Here is a 22,436-nt window from a genome sequence, read left to right as displayed (position 1 = left end):
CGCGCCGCGAACGGCGGGTGGCTTTTTATCGTCCGCGCGGGACGTGTTCGGGTATGGACCCTGCGGACGTGGAGTACGAACCGGTCAGCGTGAAGGCCGTCCTCGTCGAGATGAAAGACACGGCGGAGCTGCTGATCGACCTCTCGTACTCTGCGGTCCTGCACGGGAGCGACGAGGTGGCGATGGAGGTGCTCGAACTCGAAGAGCGCATGGACGTCCTTCAGTTGCAGGCGCGGATGAGCCTCCTGATGGCCGCGCGCAACCCCGAGGACGCCGAGGCGCTCGCCCCCGTCTTGGGCGTCGTCGGCGCCGCCGAGAAGATAAGTGACGCCGCGGGCGACATCGCGAAAATCGTCCTCGAAGACATCGGTGTCCCCGAGGCGATGCGGACGGCGATTCCGGAGGCCGTCGAAACCGTCGTCCGGGGACAGGTCGTCCCCGACTCCGACTACGTCGGCGAGTCGCTCGGCGACCTCAACCTCGAAACCGAGACGGGCGTGCGCGTCATCGCCATCCGGCGGTCGGGCGAGTGGGTGCTCAACCCCGACCGCAACACCACGCTCGAAGCCGGCGACGTGGTTCTCCTCCGGGGCACCGAGATGGCGCTCTCGGGCGTGTACGAGAGCGTCACCGGCGACACGTACGACCCGCCCGAACCGGCGGCGTCCACCATCGAGGACTTGGACCGCGCCGTCGACTCCATCGTCCTGATGAAGAACATGAGCGAACTCGCCGTGGACTTGGCCTACGGGTCCGTCCTCTTCGACAGCGAGGGGGTCGCCGAGGAGGTGGTCGAACTCGAAGCGGAGGTCGACGCCCTCAAGTCCCGCTTCGAGGCGTGGGTGTTGCGCGCCGCTCCCCGCGTCGACGACCCCATCTCGCTTCGGGGCTTGGTCCACCTCGCGAGTGCGACGGAGGTCATCAGCGACGCCGCCCTCGAAATCAGCGAGGGCGTCCTGCGCGGCCTCGACACGCACCCGGTCGTCGCCGCCGCCGTCGAGGAGTCGGACGAGGTCATCGTCCGCGTTACCGTCGGCACGAACAGCCGTCTCGCCGACGCGTCCTTCGGCGACCTCCAGGTCAAGACGGAGACGGGGATGCGCGTCATCGCCGTCCGTCGGGGCGACGGCGACTGGGTCATCTCGCCCGGCCCGGAGACGACCGTCCACACCGACGACGTACTCATCGCCAAGGGGACGCGCGCGGGGGCCGGCCGACTCGCGGAACTGGCCGGCGACGACGACGCCTTCGACTCATAACTCTCGGGTGCGCCGATAGGCCGTCAGGGCCGTCAACACCGTCGTCACGAGTAGCGTCGTCGCCGACGCGAGGACGAATCCGAGGACGAGAAACCACCCTTCCGGACCGAGCACAGGGTAGCGCTGCGTGCCGCCCACGGGCCCGACGAGTTCGAACACCCGAACGAGGTAGGCGAGGGCGGCGAGGGCGACGCCGGCGACGGTGCCGATGGTCGCGTTGCGGCGCACGCGAAGTGCGTCGAGGAGTCCTGTCGACGGCGGCCGGTCGGGCGTGTCGTCGCTCACGTCGGTCGAGTGGGGGGCGAGGCTCAAAGCCCTGTCGCGGGTCCTCGGTCCGGCACTATCGAATCGCTCAAAGGGGATGAGTCCGTGGGTGAAACAATGACTTCGGTGGGCAGCGCAGACGCGTCTCCTGGGACGGTCGATACGGGCCGTCTCGAGGTCGGTGAGACTCGCGACGGCAGTTCGTTCGGACTTCCTGTCGCCGTCATCGAGGGCGCCGAGGACGGCAAGACGCTGTACATTCAGGCGGCCAGTGACGGCGACGAACTCAACGGCGTCGGCGTGGTTCAGCGGGTCGTCCCCCAAATCGACCCTGAGGAACTCGCGGGCACGATAATCGTCGTCGGCATCGTCAACTACCACGCGTATCAGGTGGCCGAACACCGCAACCCCATCGACGACACGAAGATGAACCGGGCCTACCCCGGCGACGAGACCGGCACGTCGAGCGAGCGCATCGCCGCCGCCACCTACGACGTGGCTCGCCGGGCCGACCTCGTCCTCGACCTCCATCAGGGCTCGACGAGTCGGATGATAGACGAGGTGCGCGTCCGGTGTGGCCGCCGCCACCGTCTCCACTCCGAGTGTCTCGAACTCGCGAAGACGTTCGGCTGTGGCTACGTCCTCGACCAGAAGGGCCCGGACGGCCAACTCGCTCGTGTCGCTCCCTCGGACGGCATCCCGGCTGTCGACCCCGAACTCGGTGGCGCGGTCGGCTGGGACGAGTCGAGCATCGAGACGGGCGTCCGCGGCGTGTTCAACGTCCTCTACGGCTACGGCTTCCTCGACGGCGACCCAGAAATCGAGGCCCAGACTCGCGCGAAGGCGTTCGATCAGTACGGTTCGCCCGTCGGCGGCCTCGTCACCTTCGACCCCGACCTCGGCGACCGCGTGACCGCCGACGAGACGCTGTTCGAGGTGACGGACGTGTTCGGCAACCTGAAAGCGCGCGTCACCGCCGACCACGACGGCGTTTTCTGGCGCAGTCGGCGCCTGCCGCAAGTGGCCTCCGGCGAGTACGTCTGCTCCGTCGGCAAGAACGTCGACTCGTATTAGATGCCCACCGCGCTCGTCTGCCCCGCCTGTGACCGCACCGACGACGACCGCTGGCGCTGCACCTGCGGTCATCCCCTCGAATTCGCGTCCCACCCCCGCCCGGACGGCCCCGCGCCCGACTTCTCGGCGTTCGACTCCCGCCGCGGCGTCGCCGCCTTCGACGACTTCCTCCCCGTCGACCCGCGCGTCTCCCTCGGCGAGGCGTTCACGCCCCTCGTCGACGCGCCCGCCCTCGACGCGACGCTCAAACTGGAATACGTCTCGCCGACGGGCAGTTTCAAGGACCGCGGCGCGGCGACGGTCATCGCCCGCGCGCTCGAATGCGGCGCGGACCGGGTCATCGAGGACTCCTCGGGTAACGCGGGGACGGCCGTCGCGACCTACGCCGCCCACGCGGGACTCGACGCCGACATCTACGTCCCCGACTCCGTCACGGCGGCGAAGCGTCGGGCCATCGAGGCGACGGGTGCGACTGTCGTCACCGTGTCCGGAAGCCGCGAGGACGTATCCGAGGCGTGTCGCGACGCCGTGGCGTCGGGCGAGGGCTGGTACGCAAGCCACGCCTGGAACCCCGCCTTCTTCGCCGGCACCGCGACGTTCGGCCTCGAACTCGCCGCGCAACGCGACTGGTCGGTGCCCGACGCCCTCGTCGTCCCCCTCGGCCACGGGACGCTCCTCCTCGGCGCCTACCGCGGGTTCCGCGCGCTCGTCGAAGCGGGGTGGACGGATTCGATGCCGCGACTGCTCGCGGTGCAGGCCGCGGGCTACGCCCCTATCGCGGGCGAGACGGGGACGGAGACGAACGACCTCGCGGACGGCATTCAGGTCCGCGACCCGGTCCAGCGCGAGGCCGTGACCGACGCCATCGCGGCCACCGACGGCGACGCCATCACGGTGTCGACCGAGGGCGTCCGCGAGGCCACCGACCGTCTCGGGCGACTCGGCTTCGGCGTCGAACCCACCGCCGCCGCGGCTGTCGCGGGCCTCCGTCGCTACCGCGACCGGGGCGTCCTCGACGGCGACGATGTGGTAGTTCCCCTCACCGGGCGAGCGAAATAACCCGTCACCGCCCGTTCGACGGGGTGGAGAGCGTGATGCTGACGACCGTTCCCGTCGGGTCGTTCTCGCTGAACTCGATTTTGCCGTCGGACATCCGGACCGTCCAGTAGAGTATCCAGAGGCCGAGGCCCTGCGTGTGGGTCAGCGGCGTCTCCTCGGGGACCCCTATCGCCTCGAGGTCGAATTTCGGGATTCCGCTCCCCGTATCGGCAATCGAGACGGTGGCCGTCTCGCCGCCACGCTCCGCGTCGACACGCACCGACACGTCGGCCGCGTTGTGCTCGATGGCGTTCGTAATCGCCTCGCGGAGCGCCAACGGCAGGGCGACGTGGCCGACGACCGGACACGTCTCCGGGAGCGTCGATTCGACGTCGGCGTCCGGATACTCCTCGCGCACCTGTCGTATCTGCTCCTTGAGCACCGACGTGAGGTCGAGTTCACACCGCTCGTCGGTGTCCCAGATGGAGACGATTTTTCGCGTCCGGTCGGTGGTCTCCAGGAGCGTTTCGAGATGGTTGCGAACCAAGTCGATATCGGCTCTGACCGCCTGCGAGTCGGTTTCCTGCTCGATGTTTCCGAGATAGCCGAGCGCTATCGACAGTTCGTTCCGGAGGTTGTGTCGCAACACGCGCTGGTTGATGCGGAGCAGTTTCGTGAGTTCTTGTGTCTTGGTGAGCCGTTCCTCGGACTGAACGACATAGACGCCGCTCCGCGTCCCGACGGCGGCGCCGAGCGACGCCGCGAACGACAGGAGAAAGGACTGTTTCGGGTGTGGCTCGCCGATGGACCACGTCAGCCACACCGCGAGCGCAAGTAGCGTAAAGGAGATGGCGACGCCGATTCCGAGCCACAGCGCTCGCCACTGTCCGGCCGCCGAAATCGACCGGTCGGCGAGTTCGTAGCCCGTGTAGAGAACGATGAGCGAGAGCCCCACTATCATGAGCGACTCAAGGAGGGTCTCCAACCCGCCGGTCTGGATGCGGTAGTGGACGAGTCCGAGGCCGAAACAGAGCGCCCCCACGGCGTAGAACCCGTGCCGTGGGCGGACGGCCTCGGTCGAGAACTCCATACGATGTCCTGTGAACTGACGGGCAAAGACTTTCGCCAGTATCTATAAATAGGAGTTCGGTTGACACGTTTCGTCCGGTCGCCTCACCGCTCCGGATGCGTCGGCGCGTCGAATCCGCCCCGAACCAGTGGCTTGGCGACGTGTCGACGGGCGCAGGGCGGCACCTCGTACCACCCCGTCTCCAACTCGCGGTCGACCGGTCGCTCCACGCGGCCGGGCGCCGTCGTCCCGCAGTCTCGGCACCGATACCCCTGATTCCGCCCGGCGCTCTCCATCGACCGGTCGCAGTCGGGACAGGTCGGCACGACCGATTCGGTCCGCACGGGCGTCCGAAGCGCGAACTTCTCGAGTTTGAGCGTACCGTCGCTCACCTCGCCGCAGACGGTCACGTCGTCGCCGACTCGGAGGCGGCGGACCCGGTCGCGGAAGCGTTTCGTCGGTTCGAACGCCACGCAGGGGAGGCGGGCGTTGCCGTCCTCGACTGCGAAGTGGACGTGCCCGCCCGCGCGCGTCTCGGGGGCGTCGGCGACGGCGCCGTCGACGCGGTAGGCGCGTCCGTCCCGGACCCCGTCGACCGTCCCCTCGCGGAGGTGGGCGTCCGTCCCCTGATTCGTCCGGTAGGTGACCGCGCGAGCGACAGGTTCGCTCTCGATGGCGGCCGCGACAGACTGGACGGTATCGGGGTCGTCGCCGCGAATCCCGTAGAGAATCGGGCCGGGCGCCGCGGGCACGCAGACGAGTTCGTCCTCGACTCGGTCGATAGTGTCCCACGCGTCGGGATACGCGGCTTCGGCGGCGGCGACGACGCTCTCGCGGTCCACGTCGCGGGGCGTCCCGCACCGCGACAGGTCGCGGTAGGCGATGCGTTCGTACGTCCAGTCGTCGAACGCACGGTGGGCGCCCACCGCGGCGAGGGCGCCGATGCGGCCGCGGCCGCCGCGATGCCGGTAGTCCAGTCGGTCCAGTAGTGCCACCGCGTCGTCGACCGTCAGCAACTCCCGGAGAGCGCGACGGGAGAACTCGGCCACCGCGTCCGGCACCGTCGTCGCTCGCTCGGCGGCGACGACGACGCCGGGGTCCGTCCGCGGGTCGTCGTCGACGGCGAACTCCTCGACGGTCCGCGTCGCTATCTCGAACGCTCGGTCCGGGTCGAGGTCGGTTTCGAGACAGAGCGCGGCGTTGCCTCGCGTCTTGTGTTCGACCGCGGGGTTGAGCCGAATCAACAGGCGGCGCTCGACGGCCCCGCCCGCGGCGTCGAGTGCGTCGGCGACGCGGGCGGCGACGTAGGTCGTACACATCCCCGCCGTCCGGGAGTCCGTGTCGTCGAGGCCGACGAGTGTCACGGGCGAGCGTAGGTGCCCGCGCGGTGAAAGCGGTTTCGCGTCAGTACTGCCAATCGCCTGACGCCGGCCGGGTCGCCGACACAACTTATATATGCCGCGGAACGCCTATTTTATACTATGTCACGGTCAGCACTGGTCGGAAACATCACTGCGATGCTCCAAGACGCGGGATTCGCGGTGAGCGACCGGTGTTCGATTCGCCCGAAGAGCTTCGACTTGGCGGCCCGGCGCGGTGACGACCTGCTGTTGGTGAAGATTCTCGCCAATGTCGACTCGCTCGACGCCGAGACGGGCGTCGAGATGCGCCGACTCGGCTCGTATCTGTCGGCGACGCCGCTCGTCATTGGTCTGCGGACCCGCGACGAGGACCTGAAACCCGAAGTGGTGTACTTCCGTCACGGGATTCCGGCCATCAACCCCGATACCGCCTACGACCTGTTCATCGAAAACGTCTCGCCGCTCATCTACGCCGCGCCCGGCGGCCTCTACGTCAACATTGACGGCGACTTGCTCGAAGACCAACGCGAGGAGCGCGGGTGGAGTCTGGGTCGCTTGGCGACCGAGCTCGGCGTCTCGCGACGCACCGTCTCGAAGTACGAGGACGGCATGAACGCCAGCATCGAGGTGGCGGTTCAGTTGGAAGAGCTGTTCGACCAGCCGTTCAGCGACCCCGTCGACGTCATGGAGGGCGCCGAGGAGGTGCGCGAGGCGGACCCGACGCCGCAGGACCCCGCCGTCGAACCCGACGAGGACCACGTCCTCGCCGTCCTCGCGCGCGTCGGCTTCACCGTCCACCCGACGACTCGCGCTCCCTTCACCGCCGTCAGCGAGGACGGCGACCGCGAAATCGCGAACCTCCTGACGGGCCACTCGGCCTTTACGCGGAGCGCAGAGAAGCGCGCCCGCATCATGTCCTCGCTCGGCGAAGTGACTCGCACCCGGTCAGTGTACGTCACCGAGGAGCGAGAGAAACGCGACTCCGTCGAGGGCACCGCGCTCGTGAGTCAAGACGAACTCGCGGCGCTTCGCGACGCCGACGACCTTCGGGACCTGATTCTGGAGCGGGCGCGTGCGCCCGCGGAAGGATAGCTTACGCGCCGTACGTCTCTTCCAGATACTCGACGATATCGTCGCTCTCGGGCATCCCCTCGACGTCGTGGTCGGGGTCGACCAGGACGGGAACGCCCGTCTGCCCGCTCACTTCTTCGACTTCGGTCCGTTCGGCGTGCGAACGCGGCACTTCGTGGGAGGTGTATTCGAGGCCGAGTTCGTCGAGTTTCGTCTTTACCTTCGCGCAGTAGGGACAACCGGGGAGTTCGTACAGTTCGAGTGATGGCATCACTCGGTGTAGTGGCTCCGCGAACTTGAGCCTCGTGGGTGTGTGCGCGGCGCCTACGCCAGCGTGTTCGTCCGCACCACGAAGTAGAGGACGAACGCGGCAGCGAGCACCCAGTGACCGGGGCGCACGTCGCTCCACTCGCCGCGCGCGGCTTTCACGATGGGGAAGGTGACGATGCCCGCCGCAATTCCCGTCGCGATGGAGTAGGTGAGCGGCATGACGAGAATCGTCATCCCCGCGGGAATCGCGTAGGAGAGGTCGTCCCACGCGATGTCGACGACGTTGCCGAGCATCACGACGCCGATGACGACGAGGGCGATGTGGGAGGCGTAGAGCGGAATGGCAGCGGCGAGAGGGACGACGGCCAGCGACGCGAGAAAGAGGAGTGCGACGACGAGAGCGGTCATGCCCGTGCGGCCGCCCTCCTCGACGCCGGACGCCGATTCGATGTACGTGGTGACCGTCGAGGTGCCGAGCATCCCACCGACGGTGGTGCCGACGGCGTCGGCCATCAGCGGTTTGTCGATGTCGGGCAGGTTACCGTCGTCGTCGAGAAAGCCCGCGATTTGGGCGACACCGGTGAGCGTCCCGGCGGTGTCGAAGAAGTCGACGAAGAAGAACGTGAAGACGACGAGCGCGAAGGTGAACGCCTCGATGTCCGCGATACCGCTGACGAACGCGCCCGCGAGGGGCGTGATGTCGTAGGTGGCGCTCGCACCGCCGGCAACGAGGGCGTCGGCAGCGTCGCCGCTCACGAGGCCGGACGCGGCGACGCCCCACCCGAGCAGCGAGGTTGCGACGATGCCGATGATGATGGAGCCACGAATCCCGCGGGCGTAGAGCGCGAACGTAAAGAGCAGGCCGACGACGGAGACGATGGCGACCGGGTCGGAGGCGACGGCGCCGAGCTGCACCAGCGTCTCGGAGTCGTCGACGACGATGCCCATCGCCTGCAGGCCGATGATGGCCAAGAAGAGGCCGATACCGGTGCCGACGGCGAACTTGACCGGTTCCGGGAACGCCCTGATGACGTACTCTCGCGCCCCGACGGCGGTGAGAATGATGAAGATGATGCCCTCGACGACGACGGCGGCCAGCGCCGTCTGCCACGAGATGCCGAGCGACCCGACGACGGTGAACGCGAAGAAGGCGTTCAGGCCGAGGCCCGGCGCCTGTGCGAAGGGACGATTCGCGTAAAACGCCATTATCAGCGTCGCTACCGCCGCCGCGATGATGGTGACGACGGCGAGCATCGCCACCACTTCGGAGTAGGAGTAGCCGGGGACGCTGATTCCGTCCTGAATGGGTATCTCGGGGTTGTCCGCGAGGATGCTCGGATTCACCACGACGATGTACGACATCGTCAGGAAGGTGGTGATGCCCGCGAGCACCTCCGTCCGGAGCGTCGTGCCGTGCTCCTCGAAGCCGAAGTAGTTCGCCAGCGAGTCGCGTAGCGCCATTATGCGTGACCGTATCCGCCATTCGGGACTTAACAGTTGGCATGCGAACTCGCCGAGTTCGGCGCGAACGCTGCCCGATTAGCGGTCTGCCAACAGGTCACTCGCCGTCAGGAGAGCTTCGAGTTCGATCCCGTGCTCCGCGAGCAACTCGCTCGCTCCCTCCTCGCGGTCGACGACGACGACGACCCGGTCGACGACGGCGCCCGCCTCTCGAAGCGCCTCCACCGCATCGAGCGCGCTCTTGCCCGTCGTCGCGATGTCCTCCAAGACGACGACGTGGTCGCCCTCGGACAGGCGACCCTCGATGCGGTTGCCCGTGCCGTACTCTTTGGCCTGCTTGCGCGCGATGACGTAGGGCTGGCCGGTCTCGGCGCTCGTGACGGCCACCAGCGGGACGGCGCCGAGCGCGACGCCAGCGAGCGTCTCGTCGTCGCCGACGCGCTCTGCGAACGCCTCGGCGATGAGCGAGAGACATCGGGGGTCGGTCTCGAAGAGGTACTTGTCGACGTAGTAGTCGCTCGTGCCGCCGTGGGCGAGTTCGAACTCGCCGAACTTCACGGCCTCCGCGTCGCGGAGCGCCTCGATGAGTGCGTCGTTCGTCATTGGCGTGTTCGGGGCCGCGAACAGACATAAACGGGACGATTCACGCCGCGCGCTCTACCACGGCTCCGATTTCAGCCCCAACCAGTACGCGCCGGCGTTCGTCGTCACGTGCAGGAGCGGCGTCGCGACGGCGACGACGACGAGGCGCCCGAGCGAGAACGTCGCCAGCGTCCACGCGGGTGCGAGAAGCACGGCGAGGCCGAGCGCTCCGACGACGAAGTCGAGTTGGTCGAGGCCCGGGACCGCGGCGCCGCGCTGGCGGCCGAGCCGTCGCTTGAGAAGGGAGGCGAGGACGTCGCCGAGCATGGCGCCGAACGCGAGGCCCAGCGCCGCCAGCGGCGGGAACGCGGGGAGGTCGACGCCGAGGAGCGCCGACGCCGACGGGCGGGCGACGTTGAGCAGGGCCGCCAACGCGAGGCCGCCGAGGGTGCCGACGGCCGTCCCGCGCCACGTCTTCCCGTCGCCGAGGACGCGCCGCCCGGCGAACTCTCGCCCGCCGTCGATGGGTCGGCCGCCGCCCGCGAGGACGGCCACGTTGTTCGGGACGTACGCCGGCAACATCGCCCAGAGCGCGCCAGCGACGAGCGAAACGAGCATACCTCGCCGTTGGTGGCCGCGGGGTGTTAAGAGGGACGGGTCCGACGCGGGTGGCCCACGTTGAAGGTCCCTCCCCACCACACTCCGACAATGTCTTCGTGGAGACGTGACGTGGCCAGCGGACTGGTGGTCCTCGTGCCGATTTTCGTCATCCTGTTCGTCCTCAACTGGCTTTACTCGCAGGTTGCCGACCTGCCCGTCGTGCGGACGCTCCCCCCGGAGTACGGCGTCCCCGTCGCCATCGTGGTCTTTGCCATGCTGGTGTTGTCGGTGGGCTACCTGATGCGGACGACGGCCGGCCGCCTGTTCGAATCGGGACTCGACAGCGCGATGAACCGGGTGCCGCTCGTTCGCGTCCTCTACAACGCGTCGAAACTCGCGGTGGAGACGGCGCTGACGGGGACGGAAGACCTCCAAAAGCCGGTTCGGCTGGAGACGTGGCCGGGCATTCGGATGACGGCGTTCAAGACGGGACAGACCACCTCCGACGGGCAGGAAGTGCTGTTCATGCCCACGGCGCCGAACATCACGACCGGATTCGTCATCGAAGTCGACCCGGACCGCATCGAGGAGACGGGCGAAAGTGTCGAAGAGGCGCTGACGCGCATCCTCAGCGCTGGGTTCGCGGAAGAGGAAGACCACATCGACATCGCCGTGGAGACGCCCGCCGAACCGTCCGACGACGATTAGACGTCGACGTACTCGAACCAGTCGTCGTGGTCGTCGGTCCGGCGTTCGACGAGGTCGAAGAAGGCCTGCTGAATGTCTTCGGTGATGGGTCCGCGGGTCCCCTCACCGACGACGACGTTGTCCACCTTCCGAATCGGCGTCACCTCGGCGGCGGTGCCGGAGAAGAACAGCTCGTCGGCGTTGTTGAGTTCGCCTCGGCTGATGGTCGCGTCGTCGTGGACGGTGTAGCCCAGTTCGCGCGCCAGCGTAATCACGGTGTTGCGCGTGATGCCGTCGAGGATGCCCTCGGCGAGGCCGGGGGTGTAGAGCTCGCCGTCGCGGACGAGAAACAGGTTCTCGCCCGGCCCCTCGGCGACGTTGCCCTCCTGGTTCAGGAGGAGTGCCTCGACGTAGCCCTCGCGTTTCGCTTCGAGACTGGCGAGCACGCTGTTGACGTACGGGCCGGAGGTCTTCGCATTGGTCGGAATCTGCGAGGAGGCGTACTTGCGCCACGAGGAGACGGTGACCTCGACGCCCTGTTCGAGTGCGTCCTCGCCGAGATACGCACCCCACGGCCACGCGGCGATGGCCACCTGTTCCGGGCAGCTCTCGGGATTCAGGCCGAGCATGTCGTAGCCGTAGTAGGCCACCGGGCGGATGTAACACGATTCGAGCTCCTGCCGGCGGATGAGTTCCTTCGTCGCCTCGGTCAGTTCCTCGCGGTCGAAGGGAATCTCGAGGTTGTAGGGCTTCCCGGAGTCGTAAAAGCGGTCGAGGTGTTCTTCCCAGCGGAAGATTGCGGGGCCATTTTCGGTGTCGTAGCAGCGGACCCCCTCGAAGACCCCGGTGCCGTAGTGGAGACCATGGGTGAGGACGTGAATCTGGGCGTCGTCCCAGTCGACGAACTCGCCGTCCAGCCAGATGGTGTCGACGTCGCCCGCCTCCCGCATCTCTTCGAAGCTCATCTCACAGTCCTCCCGTGACTCGGTCGCTACTCGTTTGGGTCGCCTCGGTAGAAGTCATCGTCTCGAGCGACATGAGTTGTGACTGTGTTATCCCAATCCAGTCTTAACAGTTTCCGTGCGGGGGCCACTCGCCGGTACTCCTCGCACACCGCTTCGCCGGCGAGTCGGCGCTTACAACCCGCCGACGAGCGTCGCCCCGTCGACGAACGCCAGGTCGTGTCGGCTGGCGTACGCCCGTGCGTCGGCCGTCGAGAGCGCCTCGCCCGTCTCGTCGTCGAGCATCTCACAGCCCGCGACAGCGGGTTCGACGCCGGCCTCGCGGGCCAGCGCCAACCCGAGTTCCGTGTGGCCGCGACGCTCAGCGAGGAGGGCCGGCGACGCGCGCAGGAGATGGACGTGGCCGGGCGTCCGGAACTCCGCGGCGAAGGCGTCGACGCCGTACGACTCGTCCTCGCTCACCTCGCCCAGTCGGCGGATGGTCAGCGCCCGGTCGTTGTCGGTGACGCCCGTGAACCCGTCGCGGTGGTTGACCGTCAGCGAGAACGAGGGGCGGGCGTCGTAGCCGAGGTCGGTGTGGTCGTTCGCGGGGTGGTCGACCGTTTCGTGGCGGAAGGGGAGGTCGAACCGCTCCGCGACGGCGTCGGTCAACGCGACGAAGATGAGTCCGCCGCCGTCGTTACGGAGACGCGCCACCGCCTCGGGCGTGACGGCGCTCGCGGGGTAGAGCAGGTCCGTCTCGCCCTCTCGGTCGTCGGCATCGTGGACGAGTACTGGTTCGCCCGCCCGGAAGGCCTCGATGGCGCGCGCCAGCCCACCCGTCGATTCACCCTGCATCACGCGTCACCGAGGTGAATCGTGAGGCGGTCGCCGTCGGACAGGTCGAGCACCTCGCGCAGTTTGATCGGCGCGATGAGTTCCAGCTGCGTCTCGTCGTGATGGGTTCGCTCCGGGACGATGACGTGGGCGCCGTCGTACGTCGCGCCGTCGCTCTCGACGCGCGCGGCGTAACACGTCGCCGGGCCGAAGGTCCGGTCGCCGTCCTCCCAGCCATCGATTCGGGTCGCCGTCGCCGACAGCGCGGCCATCTCGCCGCGCGTCCGCGCGCTCTCGGGCGTGAGTTCGACGTTGAGCGTCCCGGCGAAGGGTTCGTAGCCGAGGCGGTCGCGGAACTGCGCCATATACCCCGACAGCGAGATGTAGTGTTTCCCCTCGCCCATGCCGCTGGTCACGGTTCCCTCGAGTGCGAGCGTGGTGTCCGACTCGAACAGCTGTCGGTAGTCGCCGTACTCGCGCCGGAGGCGGGCCGCGCCCGCGTCCGTGACGGTGACGCGCTGTCCGTCGGCCAGCACGTCCCGGTCGACGAGGCCAGCGTCGTCGAGTCGCTGGAGGCGCCGTGACGCGGTCTGGGCCGACGCGTCGAGATGCTCGGCCAGCCCGGAACAGGAGAGCTTCGTCCGACCGTCGAGGCCGCCGTCGAGGGCGACCTGCTTCAACGCGGCGAGTTCGTCGGGACCAACCGTCGTCGCCGCTGCGGTCTCTGCCATGGCCGGACTTACGCCTCGTCGCGGATAAGCATATCGAATGTGGAATGCATCACAAAATCGTGATAGTTAGCGAGTCCTACGCCGGCAGGGCGACGCCAGCGACCAGAGACCCGCCGACGGACGACACCGCGAACGCCCCCAGTCCGAGTGCGAGCACCAGAAACACCAGTATCCACCACAGCGGGACCGCGTTCGACTCAGCCATACGTTGGTGTCGTCGCGGCGGCCCCAAAGAACTTCCCGTTCAGCGGAGGAGCCAGCGCAGGAACCCGGTCCGCTCCGAATCCTCGGTCTCTTCTGCGGCCGCCAGCGACGGGTCGTCGACGAGGTCGGCCGCCAGTCGCTGGTACGCCCGCGTCGCCGGCGCGTCGGGTGCCGCGACGACCAACGGTTCGCCCGCCTCCGCCGCCTCTCGAACCGCGTCGTCTTCGGGAATCGCCTCCCGGACTGGCACGTCGAGGCGGTTGGTGACCACGCGCACCGCCTCGTCGACGCCGTCGGCGTCGACCCGCGTCACCACCGCCCCGGCGACGGGCGTTTCGAACCGCGCCGCCACCTCGCGGGTCCGTTCCGTGTCGTCGAGTGCGCCCCGTTCGGCCGTCGTGACTAGCAGTATCTCGTCGGCGACGCGGAGCGGTTCGATGCTGTCGTGACTCAGCCCTGCCGAGGTGTCGACGAGCACCGTCTCGGCGTCGAGGCCGTCGAACAGGGCCGAGAGGTTCGTCGGGTTGGCGGCGCCGAATTTGTCGATATCGGCCGAGGCCGGGAGCACCGAGAGGCCGACCGGTCCTTCGCGTATCGCCTCGCTCGCGGTGACACGTCCCGCGAGTACGTCGTGGACGGTCGGCCCGTCGTCGGCGTCGACGCCGAGGGCGCCGGCGAGGTTCCCCATCCCGAGGTCGGCGTCGACGACGGCCGTCTCGTGACCCCCGGCGGCGAGCGCCGCGCCGAGGTTCGCCACCGTCGTCGTCTTGCCGACGCCGCCTTTGCCGCTGGCGACCGCGTACACCCGTCCCATCTGTCGTCAGGAACCTCCGCCGACTGGCATATAACTCTACTCCCCGATTCCGACCGGCAAGCGACGTGGTCCCCAGTCAAAGATTACTTAGCCGCGAGCGGACTATTAACGCCAATGAGTACCGACACGCAGGACGCCCCCGACGACCGTCGGAGGTACGAGTTCCGAAAGGTCATCGAGGACCTGAAGGAGTACGAGGGCTCCGGCACCCAACTCGTCACTATCTACATCCCGCCGGACAAGCAGGTTTCCTCTGTCGTCGCCCACGTCACCCAGGAGCACTCCGAGGCGAGCAACATCAAGTCCAAACAGACCCGGACGAACGTCCAGGACGCCCTCACGAGCATCAAGGACCGTCTCCGCTACTACGACACCTACCCCCCGGACAACGGCATCGTCATCTTCAGCGGTGCTGTCGACGCCGGCGGCGGGCAGACCGACATGGTGACGAAGGTGCTGGAGAGCCCGCCCGACCCCATCCAGTCGTTCCGCTATCACTGCGACTCCGATTTCCTCACCGAACCGCTGGAGGAGATGCTGTCGGACAAGGGGCTGTTCGGCCTCATCGTCCTCGACCGACGCGAGGCGAACGTCGGCTGGCTCAAGGGCAAGCGCGTCGAACCCGTCAAGAGCGCCTCGTCGCTCGTCCCCGGCAAGCAGCGAAAAGGTGGCCAGTCCGCCCAGCGATTCGCCCGCCTCCGCCTCGAAGCCATCGACAACTTCTATCAGGAGGTCGCCGAGATGGCGAACGACCTGTTTGTCGCCCAGCGACACGAACTCGACGGCATCCTCGTCGGCGGCCCCTCGCCCACCAAAGACGAGTTCCTCGACGGCGACTACCTCCACCACGAACTGCAAGACCACGTCGTCGGCAAGTTCGACGTGTCCTACACCGACGAATCCGGCCTCTACGACCTCGTCGACGCCGCGCAGGAGGTCCTCGCCGACCAAGAGGTGATGAAAGACAAGGTGCAGATGGAGGAGTTCTTCGAGAACCTCCACACCGGTGACCTCGCCACCTACGGGTTCGAGCAGACCCGACGAAACCTCGTCATGGGCTCCGTCGACCGCTTGCTCATCAGCGAGGACCTCCGCAAGGACGTGGTCGTCTACGACTGCGACGGGCAGGAGGAGTTCGAGGTCATCGACCGCCGCCACGACACCCCCGACCACCAGTGCGACGACGGGAGCGAGGCCGAAGTCCAGGAGCGAGAGGACGTCATCGAGCACCTGATAGATATCGCCGAACAGCGCGGCACCGAGACGAAGTTCATCAGTACCGACTTCGAGAAGGGCGAACAGCTCCACAACGCCTTCGGTGGTGTCGCGGGCATCCTGCGGTACTCTACCGGCATCTAAAGCAGCTACTTTTTCGGTGGTCGGAATCGACGCCCTCGGTATGTCCCTCCTGCGACGACTTCTCGCTCGCCGTGACGACCGCCCCGTCTTCGCCGCCGTCTCCCTCCTCGCGCTCGTCGCCCTTGCTACCTACCCCGCCGTCGACTGGTATCTCCGCGCGCTCGACATCGCGCCCCGCTTTGGCTTCTGGGACTTCGGCGCGTACGGCGGCGCCGTCGACCGCTGGGTCGCTGGCGACTCGCTCTACGTCAGAAACGAGGACGGCGGCTACCACGGCAGCTACCTCTACCCGCCTATCGCGCTCCTCGCGTTCGCCCCGTTGCTGCTCTCCTTGCCTTTCCGACCCGCCGTCCTCGTCTGGACCGTGGGGACGACGCTCCTTCTCTGGGTGGCGCTCCAGCGCCTCGTGGGCGCGCTCGGCGTCTCGCTTCGCCCGTGGGAGCGACTGGCGCTCCTCCCGGTGCTCGTCGGCTTCCACCCGCTCCTCCTGTCGATAAAGCTCGGGCAGACCGCCGGGGCGCTCGGCGCCCTCCTCACCTTCGCGGCGTCGGCGTCGCTCCGCGGCCGAGGGTATCTGAGCGGTGTCCTCACCGCCTGCTGTGGCGTCGTCAAACTCCCGTACGCGCCCGCCGGCGCACACCTGCTCGCGGACCGGCGGCGCTTCCTCGGCGCCGTCGGCGGCGGCCTCGCGCTCCTCGCACTCTCGCTGCTCGCCTTCGGCGTCGACGCCCACCGTACCTTCATCGAGGTCCTCGCGTGGGGTGTCCGCGAGGGCGGCGCCGCTCGCTCGCCGACCATCTGGCTCCCGCCGTACTACCGCCCGCTGTACAGCGTCCCCTACGGACTGGTGATTCGCGTGCTCGCCAGCCTCGCCATCGTCGTCGCCGTCGTCCGCGCCGCCCCCGACGCCCGCCGCGAGACGACGGCGCTCGGCTTCGCCGCCGTCCCTCTCCTCGCGCCGCTCACCTACGCCTACTACTTCGTCGCGGCGGTTCCGGCCGTCGTTCTCCTCGTCGCCGCCGAACTAGACCGACTCGACGGCCGTCCGGCCGTCCCCGTCGTCGGCCTCCTCTTCCTCCAAGTTCACTCCTACGGCCTGCACGGTCTGGGCGCCATCGCACCCGGCTGGTATCCCGAGGTGTTGCTCCAACCCGGACTCTTCGGCAATCTCATCGTCGTCGGACTGGCGTTCGCTCGCGTCGCCGCCGCTGGCGACCCCCTTTTCGTTCAATCGCTGACGGCGGCGGTCGGGCGACGCGACTAGCGAAGGAGTTCCGCCAACTGGTGGCGGCGACGCGACAGGTCGACGTGTGGCTCCACGTCCTCCGCGTCGACGAGGCGGTCGAGCGTCAAGAGTACGTCCGCGCCCGCCCGCTCCGCGTACGAACAGCAGTCGTCGATGCCGTCGCGGCGGAGCGCGAGTGAGTCGAGCAGACCGAGCGCGAGTGCGAGCGCTGCGCCAGCCTCACCGCTCGGGAAGGCCGGAAGGATGGCGTCGAACTCCGGGTCGGCAGCCCCCTCGTCGGCAGGTTGTGTCCGAAGACAGCGAGAACAGATGGTCGCGGCAGCGCCTTCGCCCGGTGCGTGCGCTCGAAGGTCCGCCGGGACGGTGAAGGCAATCGAGCGCGCGCCACAGGCCGAACAGGGCATTATTGTAACCGTTCGCCTATCAGTCGCCTGCGGCGACGGCTTCGACTTCAGCCTCTTCTTCTTCTTCCTTCTCCTCTGCTTCCTTCTTGGCCTTGATCTTCTTGAGGCGGAAGATTTCCTCGCGCTCCTGCTCTTCGAGTTTCTGCTCGATGTACTCCTTGTTCTCGTGGAGGTCGGGGAGGAGCTTGAACTCGAGGGCGTTGACGCGGCGCTTGGTGGTCTCGATTTCGGTCAGCATCTTCTTCATCGCCGTCTCCACCTCGGCGGCGAGGATGATGGATTCGAGGAGTTCCTCGTAGGCGTCGGCGGCCTCGTCGATGCGGCCCGAGGAGCCGAGCAGGCCGTAGCCACGCTGATCGAGACTCTTCTTGACGCGGGAAGACTCGATCTGCGGGACGACCACGCCCATGATGTTCTTCGACTGGGTCGTGATCTCGGGGTGCTCTTTGAGCGCCGAGGCAGCGCCGCGAACCGCCACGTCGCCCTCCATGGCTCGCGCCATGTTGATCTTGCGCTGGGCCGTCTGGTAGTTCTCGTCGAGGTCGGCGCGGATGTCCTGGGCCTGGTCCAGGATGTCCATGAACTCCATGATGAGGCCGTCCCGCTTCTGTTCGAGCGTGTCGTGGCCTCGCTCGGAGAGTTCGATCCGGTCCTCTATCGCCATGAGGTTCTTGCGCGTGGGTTTGACGTCCTCGGCCATTGTCGGACCGTTGTGGACCGACCCTGTTAACCTTTTATTTTACGCTCACGAGCCGCCCGCCCGTCCGATTCCCGCGTCCTCCACGAGGTCCATCCACGTCACCACTGCGACGTGTGGCAGAGTCAACACGGCGACGACGACGAGATACAGCGCCGCCAACACCCGCGGTTCGGTCCCGACGCCCGCGACGACGGCCACGCCACCGAGGCCGGCGAGCGAGACGGCGGTCAGCGGCACCGCGTTCCACCCCGTCCGCGCCAGCGCCGCGAGCGTCCCCCGGTCGACGAACGCCCCCCGCGCCCGGTCGTCGACGGCCGCCAGTCGCCCGACGTGACGGAGCGAGTGCCACACGCAGAAGTAGACGCCGACGGCGACCAACGGCGGAACGACGAGGAAAAACGCCCACAGCAGTCCCGTCTCCGCGGCGTCGCGGCGCCACGTCCCACCGGAGCGATGGCTCGCGGCGAGGACGAGGCCGGTCAGCACCGCGAACGCGACGCCGAGGGCCGCACGCGTCGTCGGCGCCCACAGCCACCCCGCGTGCAGGTCGCCGCCGAACAGCGCCACCCACGCGTCCACCACCCGCCGGTACTCGTCGGGGTAGCGCAGGAGTGGGACGAGCATCGGCAGGCCACCCCGAACAAGGACTGTTCCCGCGCGCACGCCCGCGCTATCGAGATGCGACCCCCCGAGCGCGTCCAGCGCGTACAGGTCGCCCTGTCCCCAGTGGAGCCACGTCAGCGCGACGAACAGGACTGCGGCCGCCACCGGCGCCACGAACCACAGCGCCGCGTACGCGCCCCCGAGCAGGAGATAACACCCGCCCACGGCGACCAAGACTCGGAGCGTCACCGGTCGTCCCGCCGCGTGGGCCGGCGCGAGGTGGTCGACGGCGCCGTGCGGGAGGCCGAAGACGACCAGACTCGCCGCCAGCGGGAGGTACGGCGCCCACGCCGGCAGTCCGAGGTCGACGCCGCTCGCCGTCACGAGGAGCGACCCGGCGGTGAGTAGTGCGACGACGAGCCACGCGGGCCGACAGCCGACCGCGTGCATCAGCGCGGCCGACGCCGACGCGTCGTCTCGGCGCATCTACCGCGCGCCCGCGTCGTCCGCCTCGGTCGCGCCTCGCCGGTCCAACACCCACCGATAGAGCACGAGGCCCTGCACGACGAACAGGTTCGTCACCACGAAAAAGAGCGCCTCCTCGACCGGGAGGCCCGCTATCTCGACGCCGGTCGTGTATCGGGGCGAGAGCGTCCAGATACCGTACTCGATGGCCACTCGGTCGGCGACACACAGGTACGTCGTGGGCACTAGCGTCCCGAGGACGACGAGGCGTCGCCGCGCCCAGAGCTGTGGGGCGCCGACTGCCCACTGGAGCGCCAGCACCGGCGCCGCCCACGCCAGAATCGCGCCGAGATAGAGCGTCGCGTCGGTCCCGAGCAGGCGCCACCCGGCGACGCCGAGGGCGACGGCGACGCCCGTCGTGGCGACTCGGGTCCCGACCGGATTCGAGGGCGTCGTCAACCCGCGCGGGAGCGAGAGGTGCGAGAGCCAGAGCGCCGTCAGCCACGGCTGAACGAGGATGAACGCGTACTCCTCGATCGGTGCGTAGCCGATGGTGGCGAGCGTGCTGCCCTCGCCGTACGACCAGACGCCCGTCGCGATGAGGTAGTTGTCCCACGGCGTCGTGTACGCCAGCGCGACGACGGCGATGAGTGCGACGCCGCCCCAGTACGTCCAGTCGGCACCGAAATGCCAGCGACCGACGGCTCGGAGCCGCGACCGACTCACGAACGCCGTCGCGGTCATGAGCATCAGCGCGGGGAGGAGGAAGGCGAGGTGGAACTGCAGGTAGGTTGGGCCGGTCATGGATACGCGTTCGCCGCTGTCGTGGCGCGAGATTGCGCGGTCGGCCGTATAGATTCTTGGGTCACGCTATCACGAGCGGGAACGCCAGCGGGGCGTCCCGCGGTCAGTCGGCCGGCTGAGCGGTCGTCGACCCCGCCGCGTCGAGCACCTCCCGACTCGACAGGAGGATGATTCCGAACCCGACTTTCGCGACCAAGTCGAGCACCATGAAGCCCGCCGTCTCGGTGTACAGGCTGATCGTTCCCAGCCCTTCGGTGCCGAGGACCCACCACACCGGGTAGACCAACCACACGACGACGATCAGCGTCCGGAGCGTGCTGAACGTCGAGGCGGCGTCACCCGAGAGCTGACTTGCCTTCTCGTCCAGCGACCCGTACAGCATGTACAGGAGCACGAGCAGGAAGCCGGTCGAGACGCCCCACCAGATCAGCCGGCGGGCGCCCTCGCTGAAGACCCCCGTCCCGGCCGACAGCGTCGCGACGACGCCCGTGCCGATCATCAGCATGTCCAGACCAACCAGCGCCGACAGTTGGTTCCGGTTCGCTCCGGCGAGGAGGCCGAGGTCGATCAACAGGAGCGGCGTCGTGAAGAACCAGTCCGTGTACCGTGCCCAGTATATCGGGAGTTCTTCGCCCCCGACGGTCACCATCGTCAACCCGAACCCGAGCGCCATCGCGAGGTAGTTCACGAACGCGATGGCGGTGATGAATATGGTGACGATGTAAAACTCCTGTCGCCGGCGGTCTGTCTCGCCCCAGCCCCTGACGATGAAGTACAGCATCCCCAGGAACATGCCGAGCGTGCCGATCCACAGCCAGATTCCCTCGCTACCAGGTTGTGGCATAGTGCAGATTCGACTCGGGAGACAGTCGTCCTAAGCGGCGTCCACAACTAGTTGGGCTGCGAATCGAGCACCGCCTCGATGAGTTTCCGCTGGGCCGCCCGCAGGTGTTCGTGGAACGTCGACCGACAGACACCCATCGCCGACGCGAGGTCCTCGCCCGTCGCCTCGTGGGGCCACTCGAAGTAGCCGCTCCGGTACGCTCGCAGTAGCGCCGCGTGCTGGCGGTCGGTCAGCGCGTCGCGCAGGCGGGCGACGAACTCCCTATCGGTCTCGTCTCGGCGCTCGCGGTTGCGGTAGCCGACCAGATCTGCCCCGTCGAAGCGGTCGAGAACGATGTCGGCCATCGACCGCGCGAGCGATTCCTGCGCCACCTCGACGGTGGCCCGGGCCACGCCACTTTCGGCACGCAAGGCACGGAGTTCCGCCCCGTGGTCCGCCAGCAGCGTTCGGAGGTCGTCCGCCGTGACCGTCAGTTCGACCAGACAGCCGTCGTCGCCGTCGACGAGGACGGCGAGCAGATCGACGGCGTCGTTCTCACCCACCGCCGCCCGAACCGCCTCGCCCGTCGCCCCCGCACACTCGAACAACGCCGTCGGCTGGTCCCGGTCGGCGACGCGCCCCGCGTACGCCAGCCGACCTTCTAGCGCCTCGGCGACTGCGACCAGCGGGTGGGTCATCAGCGTGAACTGCAGTTCGACCACCTCCGACCCGCGGAGGGTCCGCTGGCTCTCCAGCGTGTTGATTCCGGTGGCGACGGTCCGCCCCAGCGCAGTCAACACCGCCCGCTCGTGGTCGTCGAACTCGCTGTCGCTTCGGGCGAACACGCAGACGGCACCGTACGTCGCATCGCCGTAGTGGAGGGGAATCGCGGCGACGGCCGTCGGTGCGGCCCCGTCGTCGAGCGCTCGAATTGTCACCCGGCCGTCGGCGACGGACTGCGCCACCGCCGTCTCGACCCTGTCCTCGGCGTCGGCACCCAGCGAAATTCGGTCCCGGCTGTCGGGTGTCTCCCCCGCCACCGCTCGCCGATGGAGCGTCTCGTCGGCGGGTTCGTACCCCCCCAGCCACGCCCCCGCGTACGTCGCTGCCAATCCCTCGACCACGCCGCCTTCGAGGTCGGATCGACGCCGCGCCTCCGCAACGGCGGCAGTCACGTCCGCGACGACGCCGTCGAGACGCTCCAACAGGAATTCCTGAGCCGCCCGTTCTCGCTCGACTCGGGCCGCGTACCGGACCGCCGCCCGCTCCGCGCGCTTCCGGCGAGTCACGTCCTGCTGGAACCCGACGTAGTGAGTGATGGCTCCCTCGTCGTCCCGGAGCGGTGCGATGGTCACTTCGTTCCAGAACTGCTCGCCGTTCCGGCGGTAGTTCCGGAGTTCGACCGTCGTCGGTTCGCCGGCCTCGATGGCGTCGCGCATCCGCTCGACCGGCTCTGTACGCGTCCCCTCTCCCTGCAGGAACCGGCAGTTGCGCCCCACCGCGTACGCCGGCGGATACCCCGTCATCCGTTCGAACGCGGCGTTCGCGTAGACGAGTGGCATGTCCGACATCGTCGCGTCCGCGATGGTGATGCCGACCGGTGCTTCGTCCATCGTCCGCGTCTTCAGCGTCTCGTCAACGGCGTCGGTGCTCACCGCTGTCACTTCCCCGCCGCCCGTGGGCACCGCTCCCCCGCCACGCCCCTCTCCCTCTGACTTCCCTGACATGTTATCTCACAGACGGCGCCAGAAAAATGGATTTGGAGGCGT

The 22,436-nt window shown here is 68.1% G+C and carries 25 protein-coding genes; 7 read left to right on the top strand and 18 right to left on the bottom strand.

The genetic code is table 11. The annotated features are described in order from the left end of the window. Positions 1 to 53: 53 nt before the first annotated feature. Positions 54 to 1,259, top strand: coding sequence for a potassium channel family protein (locus BLU18_RS07180; protein ID WP_092633365.1), 1,206 nt, complete (start codon positions 54 to 56; stop codon positions 1,257 to 1,259). Here BLU18_RS07180 and BLU18_RS07175 read toward each other — a convergent pair. Further along, positions 1,254 to 1,544 carry a DUF7536 family protein gene (locus BLU18_RS07175; protein ID WP_092633655.1) on the bottom strand — a complete coding sequence of 97 codons (291 nt, stop codon included), beginning with the start codon at positions 1,542 to 1,544 and terminating at the stop codon, positions 1,254 to 1,256. The genes BLU18_RS07180 and BLU18_RS07175 overlap by 6 nt on opposite strands. A gap of 96 nt (positions 1,545 to 1,640) precedes the next feature. On the opposite strand from BLU18_RS07175, the gene BLU18_RS07170 reads away from it, so the two are divergent. Both BLU18_RS07170 and BLU18_RS07165 read left to right on the top strand, forming a co-directional pair. Continuing rightward, a complete protein-coding gene (locus BLU18_RS07170; protein WP_092633364.1) occupies positions 1,641 to 2,597 on the top strand; it encodes a succinylglutamate desuccinylase/aspartoacylase family protein in 957 nt (318 codons plus the stop codon). Continuing rightward, complete coding sequence (locus BLU18_RS07165; protein WP_092633361.1) at positions 2,598 to 3,656, top strand: pyridoxal-phosphate dependent enzyme; 1,059 nt, start codon at positions 2,598 to 2,600, stop codon at positions 3,654 to 3,656. Positions 3,657 to 3,660: 4 nt separating this feature from the next. Here the strand turns inward: BLU18_RS07165 and BLU18_RS07160 are convergent, their stop codons facing one another. Both BLU18_RS07160 and BLU18_RS07155 read right to left on the bottom strand, forming a co-directional pair. After that, positions 3,661 to 4,725, bottom strand: coding sequence for a sensor histidine kinase (locus BLU18_RS07160; RefSeq protein ID WP_092633359.1), 1,065 nt, complete (start codon positions 4,723 to 4,725; stop codon positions 3,661 to 3,663). An 83-nt stretch (positions 4,726 to 4,808) separates the two neighbouring features. Next, positions 4,809 to 6,068: a tRNA(Ile)(2)-agmatinylcytidine synthase gene (locus BLU18_RS07155; RefSeq protein ID WP_092633357.1), complete on the bottom strand. Its 1,260-nt coding sequence runs from the start codon at positions 6,066 to 6,068 to the stop codon at positions 4,809 to 4,811. A 117-nt stretch (positions 6,069 to 6,185) separates the two neighbouring features. On the opposite strand from BLU18_RS07155, the gene BLU18_RS07150 reads away from it, so the two are divergent. Beyond that, complete coding sequence (locus BLU18_RS07150) at positions 6,186 to 7,157, top strand: transcriptional regulator (RefSeq protein ID WP_092633355.1); 972 nt, start codon at positions 6,186 to 6,188, stop codon at positions 7,155 to 7,157. Between the two features lies 1 nt (position 7,158). Here the strand turns inward: BLU18_RS07150 and BLU18_RS07145 are convergent, their stop codons facing one another. The 4 genes from BLU18_RS07145 to BLU18_RS07130 all read right to left on the bottom strand — a co-directional run bounded on the left by BLU18_RS07145 (position 7,159) and on the right by BLU18_RS07130 (position 10,067). Next, the gene (locus BLU18_RS07145; protein ID WP_092633353.1) at positions 7,159 to 7,407 is read right to left on the bottom strand and encodes a glutaredoxin family protein; all 249 of its coding nucleotides are present in this window, start codon (positions 7,405 to 7,407) and stop codon (positions 7,159 to 7,161) included. 53 nt (positions 7,408 to 7,460) lie between these two features. After that, positions 7,461 to 8,867 (bottom strand): NCS2 family permease, encoded by a 1,407-nt coding sequence (locus tag BLU18_RS07140; RefSeq protein ID WP_092633351.1) that lies wholly within the window; start codon positions 8,865 to 8,867, stop codon positions 7,461 to 7,463. A gap of 78 nt (positions 8,868 to 8,945) precedes the next feature. Further along, positions 8,946 to 9,470 (bottom strand): orotate phosphoribosyltransferase, encoded by a 525-nt coding sequence (pyrE, locus tag BLU18_RS07135; protein WP_092633349.1) that lies wholly within the window; start codon positions 9,468 to 9,470, stop codon positions 8,946 to 8,948. 54 nt (positions 9,471 to 9,524) lie between these two features. Beyond that, positions 9,525 to 10,067: a CDP-2,3-bis-(O-geranylgeranyl)-sn-glycerol synthase gene (locus BLU18_RS07130; RefSeq protein ID WP_092633346.1), complete on the bottom strand. Its 543-nt coding sequence runs from the start codon at positions 10,065 to 10,067 to the stop codon at positions 9,525 to 9,527. Between the two features lie 90 nt (positions 10,068 to 10,157). Between BLU18_RS07130 and BLU18_RS07125 the strand changes: the two genes are divergently transcribed. Next, positions 10,158 to 10,757, top strand: coding sequence for a DUF502 domain-containing protein (locus BLU18_RS07125; RefSeq protein ID WP_092633344.1), 600 nt, complete (start codon positions 10,158 to 10,160; stop codon positions 10,755 to 10,757). Here BLU18_RS07125 and BLU18_RS07120 read toward each other — a convergent pair. From BLU18_RS07120 to BLU18_RS07105, 5 genes are all read right to left on the bottom strand, one after another. Next, entirely contained in the window at positions 10,754 to 11,701 is a 948-nt protein-coding gene (locus BLU18_RS07120; protein WP_092633342.1) for a branched-chain amino acid transaminase, read from the bottom strand. The genes BLU18_RS07125 and BLU18_RS07120 overlap by 4 nt on opposite strands. 171 nt (positions 11,702 to 11,872) lie before the next feature. Further along, positions 11,873 to 12,535, bottom strand: a complete 663-nt coding sequence (gene ribB / locus BLU18_RS07115) for a 3,4-dihydroxy-2-butanone-4-phosphate synthase (RefSeq protein ID WP_092633340.1) — start codon at positions 12,533 to 12,535, stop codon at positions 11,873 to 11,875. Next, positions 12,535 to 13,245, bottom strand: coding sequence for a DUF120 domain-containing protein (locus BLU18_RS07110; RefSeq protein ID WP_092633338.1), 711 nt, complete (start codon positions 13,243 to 13,245; stop codon positions 12,535 to 12,537). The genes ribB and BLU18_RS07110 overlap by 1 nt, the downstream gene beginning before the upstream one ends. Before the next feature lie 76 nt (positions 13,246 to 13,321). Further along, positions 13,322 to 13,450 carry a hypothetical protein gene (locus BLU18_RS15170; protein WP_281241031.1) on the bottom strand — a complete coding sequence of 43 codons (129 nt, stop codon included), beginning with the start codon at positions 13,448 to 13,450 and terminating at the stop codon, positions 13,322 to 13,324. A 39-nt stretch (positions 13,451 to 13,489) separates the two neighbouring features. Continuing rightward, the gene (locus tag BLU18_RS07105) at positions 13,490 to 14,263 is read right to left on the bottom strand and encodes a nucleotide-binding protein (protein ID WP_092633335.1); all 774 of its coding nucleotides are present in this window, start codon (positions 14,261 to 14,263) and stop codon (positions 13,490 to 13,492) included. 114 nt (positions 14,264 to 14,377) lie between these two features. Between BLU18_RS07105 and prf1 the strand changes: the two genes are divergently transcribed. Together prf1 and BLU18_RS07095 are read left to right on the top strand one after the other, a co-directional pair. Then, entirely contained in the window at positions 14,378 to 15,622 is a 1,245-nt protein-coding gene (gene prf1, locus BLU18_RS07100) for a peptide chain release factor aRF-1 (RefSeq protein ID WP_092633333.1), read from the top strand. Between the two features lie 40 nt (positions 15,623 to 15,662). Further along, positions 15,663 to 16,886: a glycosyltransferase family 87 protein gene (locus BLU18_RS07095; RefSeq protein WP_143025244.1), complete on the top strand. Its 1,224-nt coding sequence runs from the start codon at positions 15,663 to 15,665 to the stop codon at positions 16,884 to 16,886. Here the strand turns inward: BLU18_RS07095 and BLU18_RS07090 are convergent. From BLU18_RS07090 to BLU18_RS07065, 6 genes are all read right to left on the bottom strand, one after another. After that, on the bottom strand, positions 16,883 to 17,272 hold the full coding sequence (locus BLU18_RS07090) for a DUF6276 family protein (protein WP_092633329.1): 390 nt from the start codon (positions 17,270 to 17,272) through the stop codon (positions 16,883 to 16,885). The two genes, BLU18_RS07095 and BLU18_RS07090, sit on opposite strands and share 4 nt — an antisense overlap. Positions 17,273 to 17,291: 19 nt before the next feature. Then, positions 17,292 to 17,972, bottom strand: a complete 681-nt coding sequence (locus BLU18_RS07085; RefSeq protein ID WP_092633327.1) for a V-type ATP synthase subunit D — start codon at positions 17,970 to 17,972, stop codon at positions 17,292 to 17,294. 45 nt (positions 17,973 to 18,017) lie between these two features. Continuing rightward, positions 18,018 to 19,061, bottom strand: a complete 1,044-nt coding sequence (locus BLU18_RS07080) for a Brp/Blh family beta-carotene 15,15'-dioxygenase (RefSeq protein ID WP_218124060.1) — start codon at positions 19,059 to 19,061, stop codon at positions 18,018 to 18,020. Further along, positions 19,062 to 19,844 (bottom strand): lycopene cyclase domain-containing protein, encoded by a 783-nt coding sequence (locus BLU18_RS07075; protein ID WP_092633325.1) that lies wholly within the window; start codon positions 19,842 to 19,844, stop codon positions 19,062 to 19,064. Positions 19,845 to 19,947: 103 nt separating this feature from the next. Further along, positions 19,948 to 20,688 carry a bacteriorhodopsin gene (locus BLU18_RS07070; RefSeq protein WP_092633323.1) on the bottom strand — a complete coding sequence of 247 codons (741 nt, stop codon included), beginning with the start codon at positions 20,686 to 20,688 and terminating at the stop codon, positions 19,948 to 19,950. Between the two features lie 47 nt (positions 20,689 to 20,735). Next, positions 20,736 to 22,394 (bottom strand): bacterio-opsin activator domain-containing protein, encoded by a 1,659-nt coding sequence (locus BLU18_RS07065; protein WP_092633321.1) that lies wholly within the window; start codon positions 22,392 to 22,394, stop codon positions 20,736 to 20,738. Positions 22,395 to 22,436 lie beyond the last annotated feature (42 nt).

The organism is Haloplanus vescus (genome assembly GCF_900107665.1).
GTDB lineage: Archaea > Halobacteriota > Halobacteria > Halobacteriales > Haloferacaceae > Haloplanus > Haloplanus vescus.
Note: the sequence above shows the minus strand (reverse complement) of the source record. Positions and strands in the feature narration are given on the sequence as shown.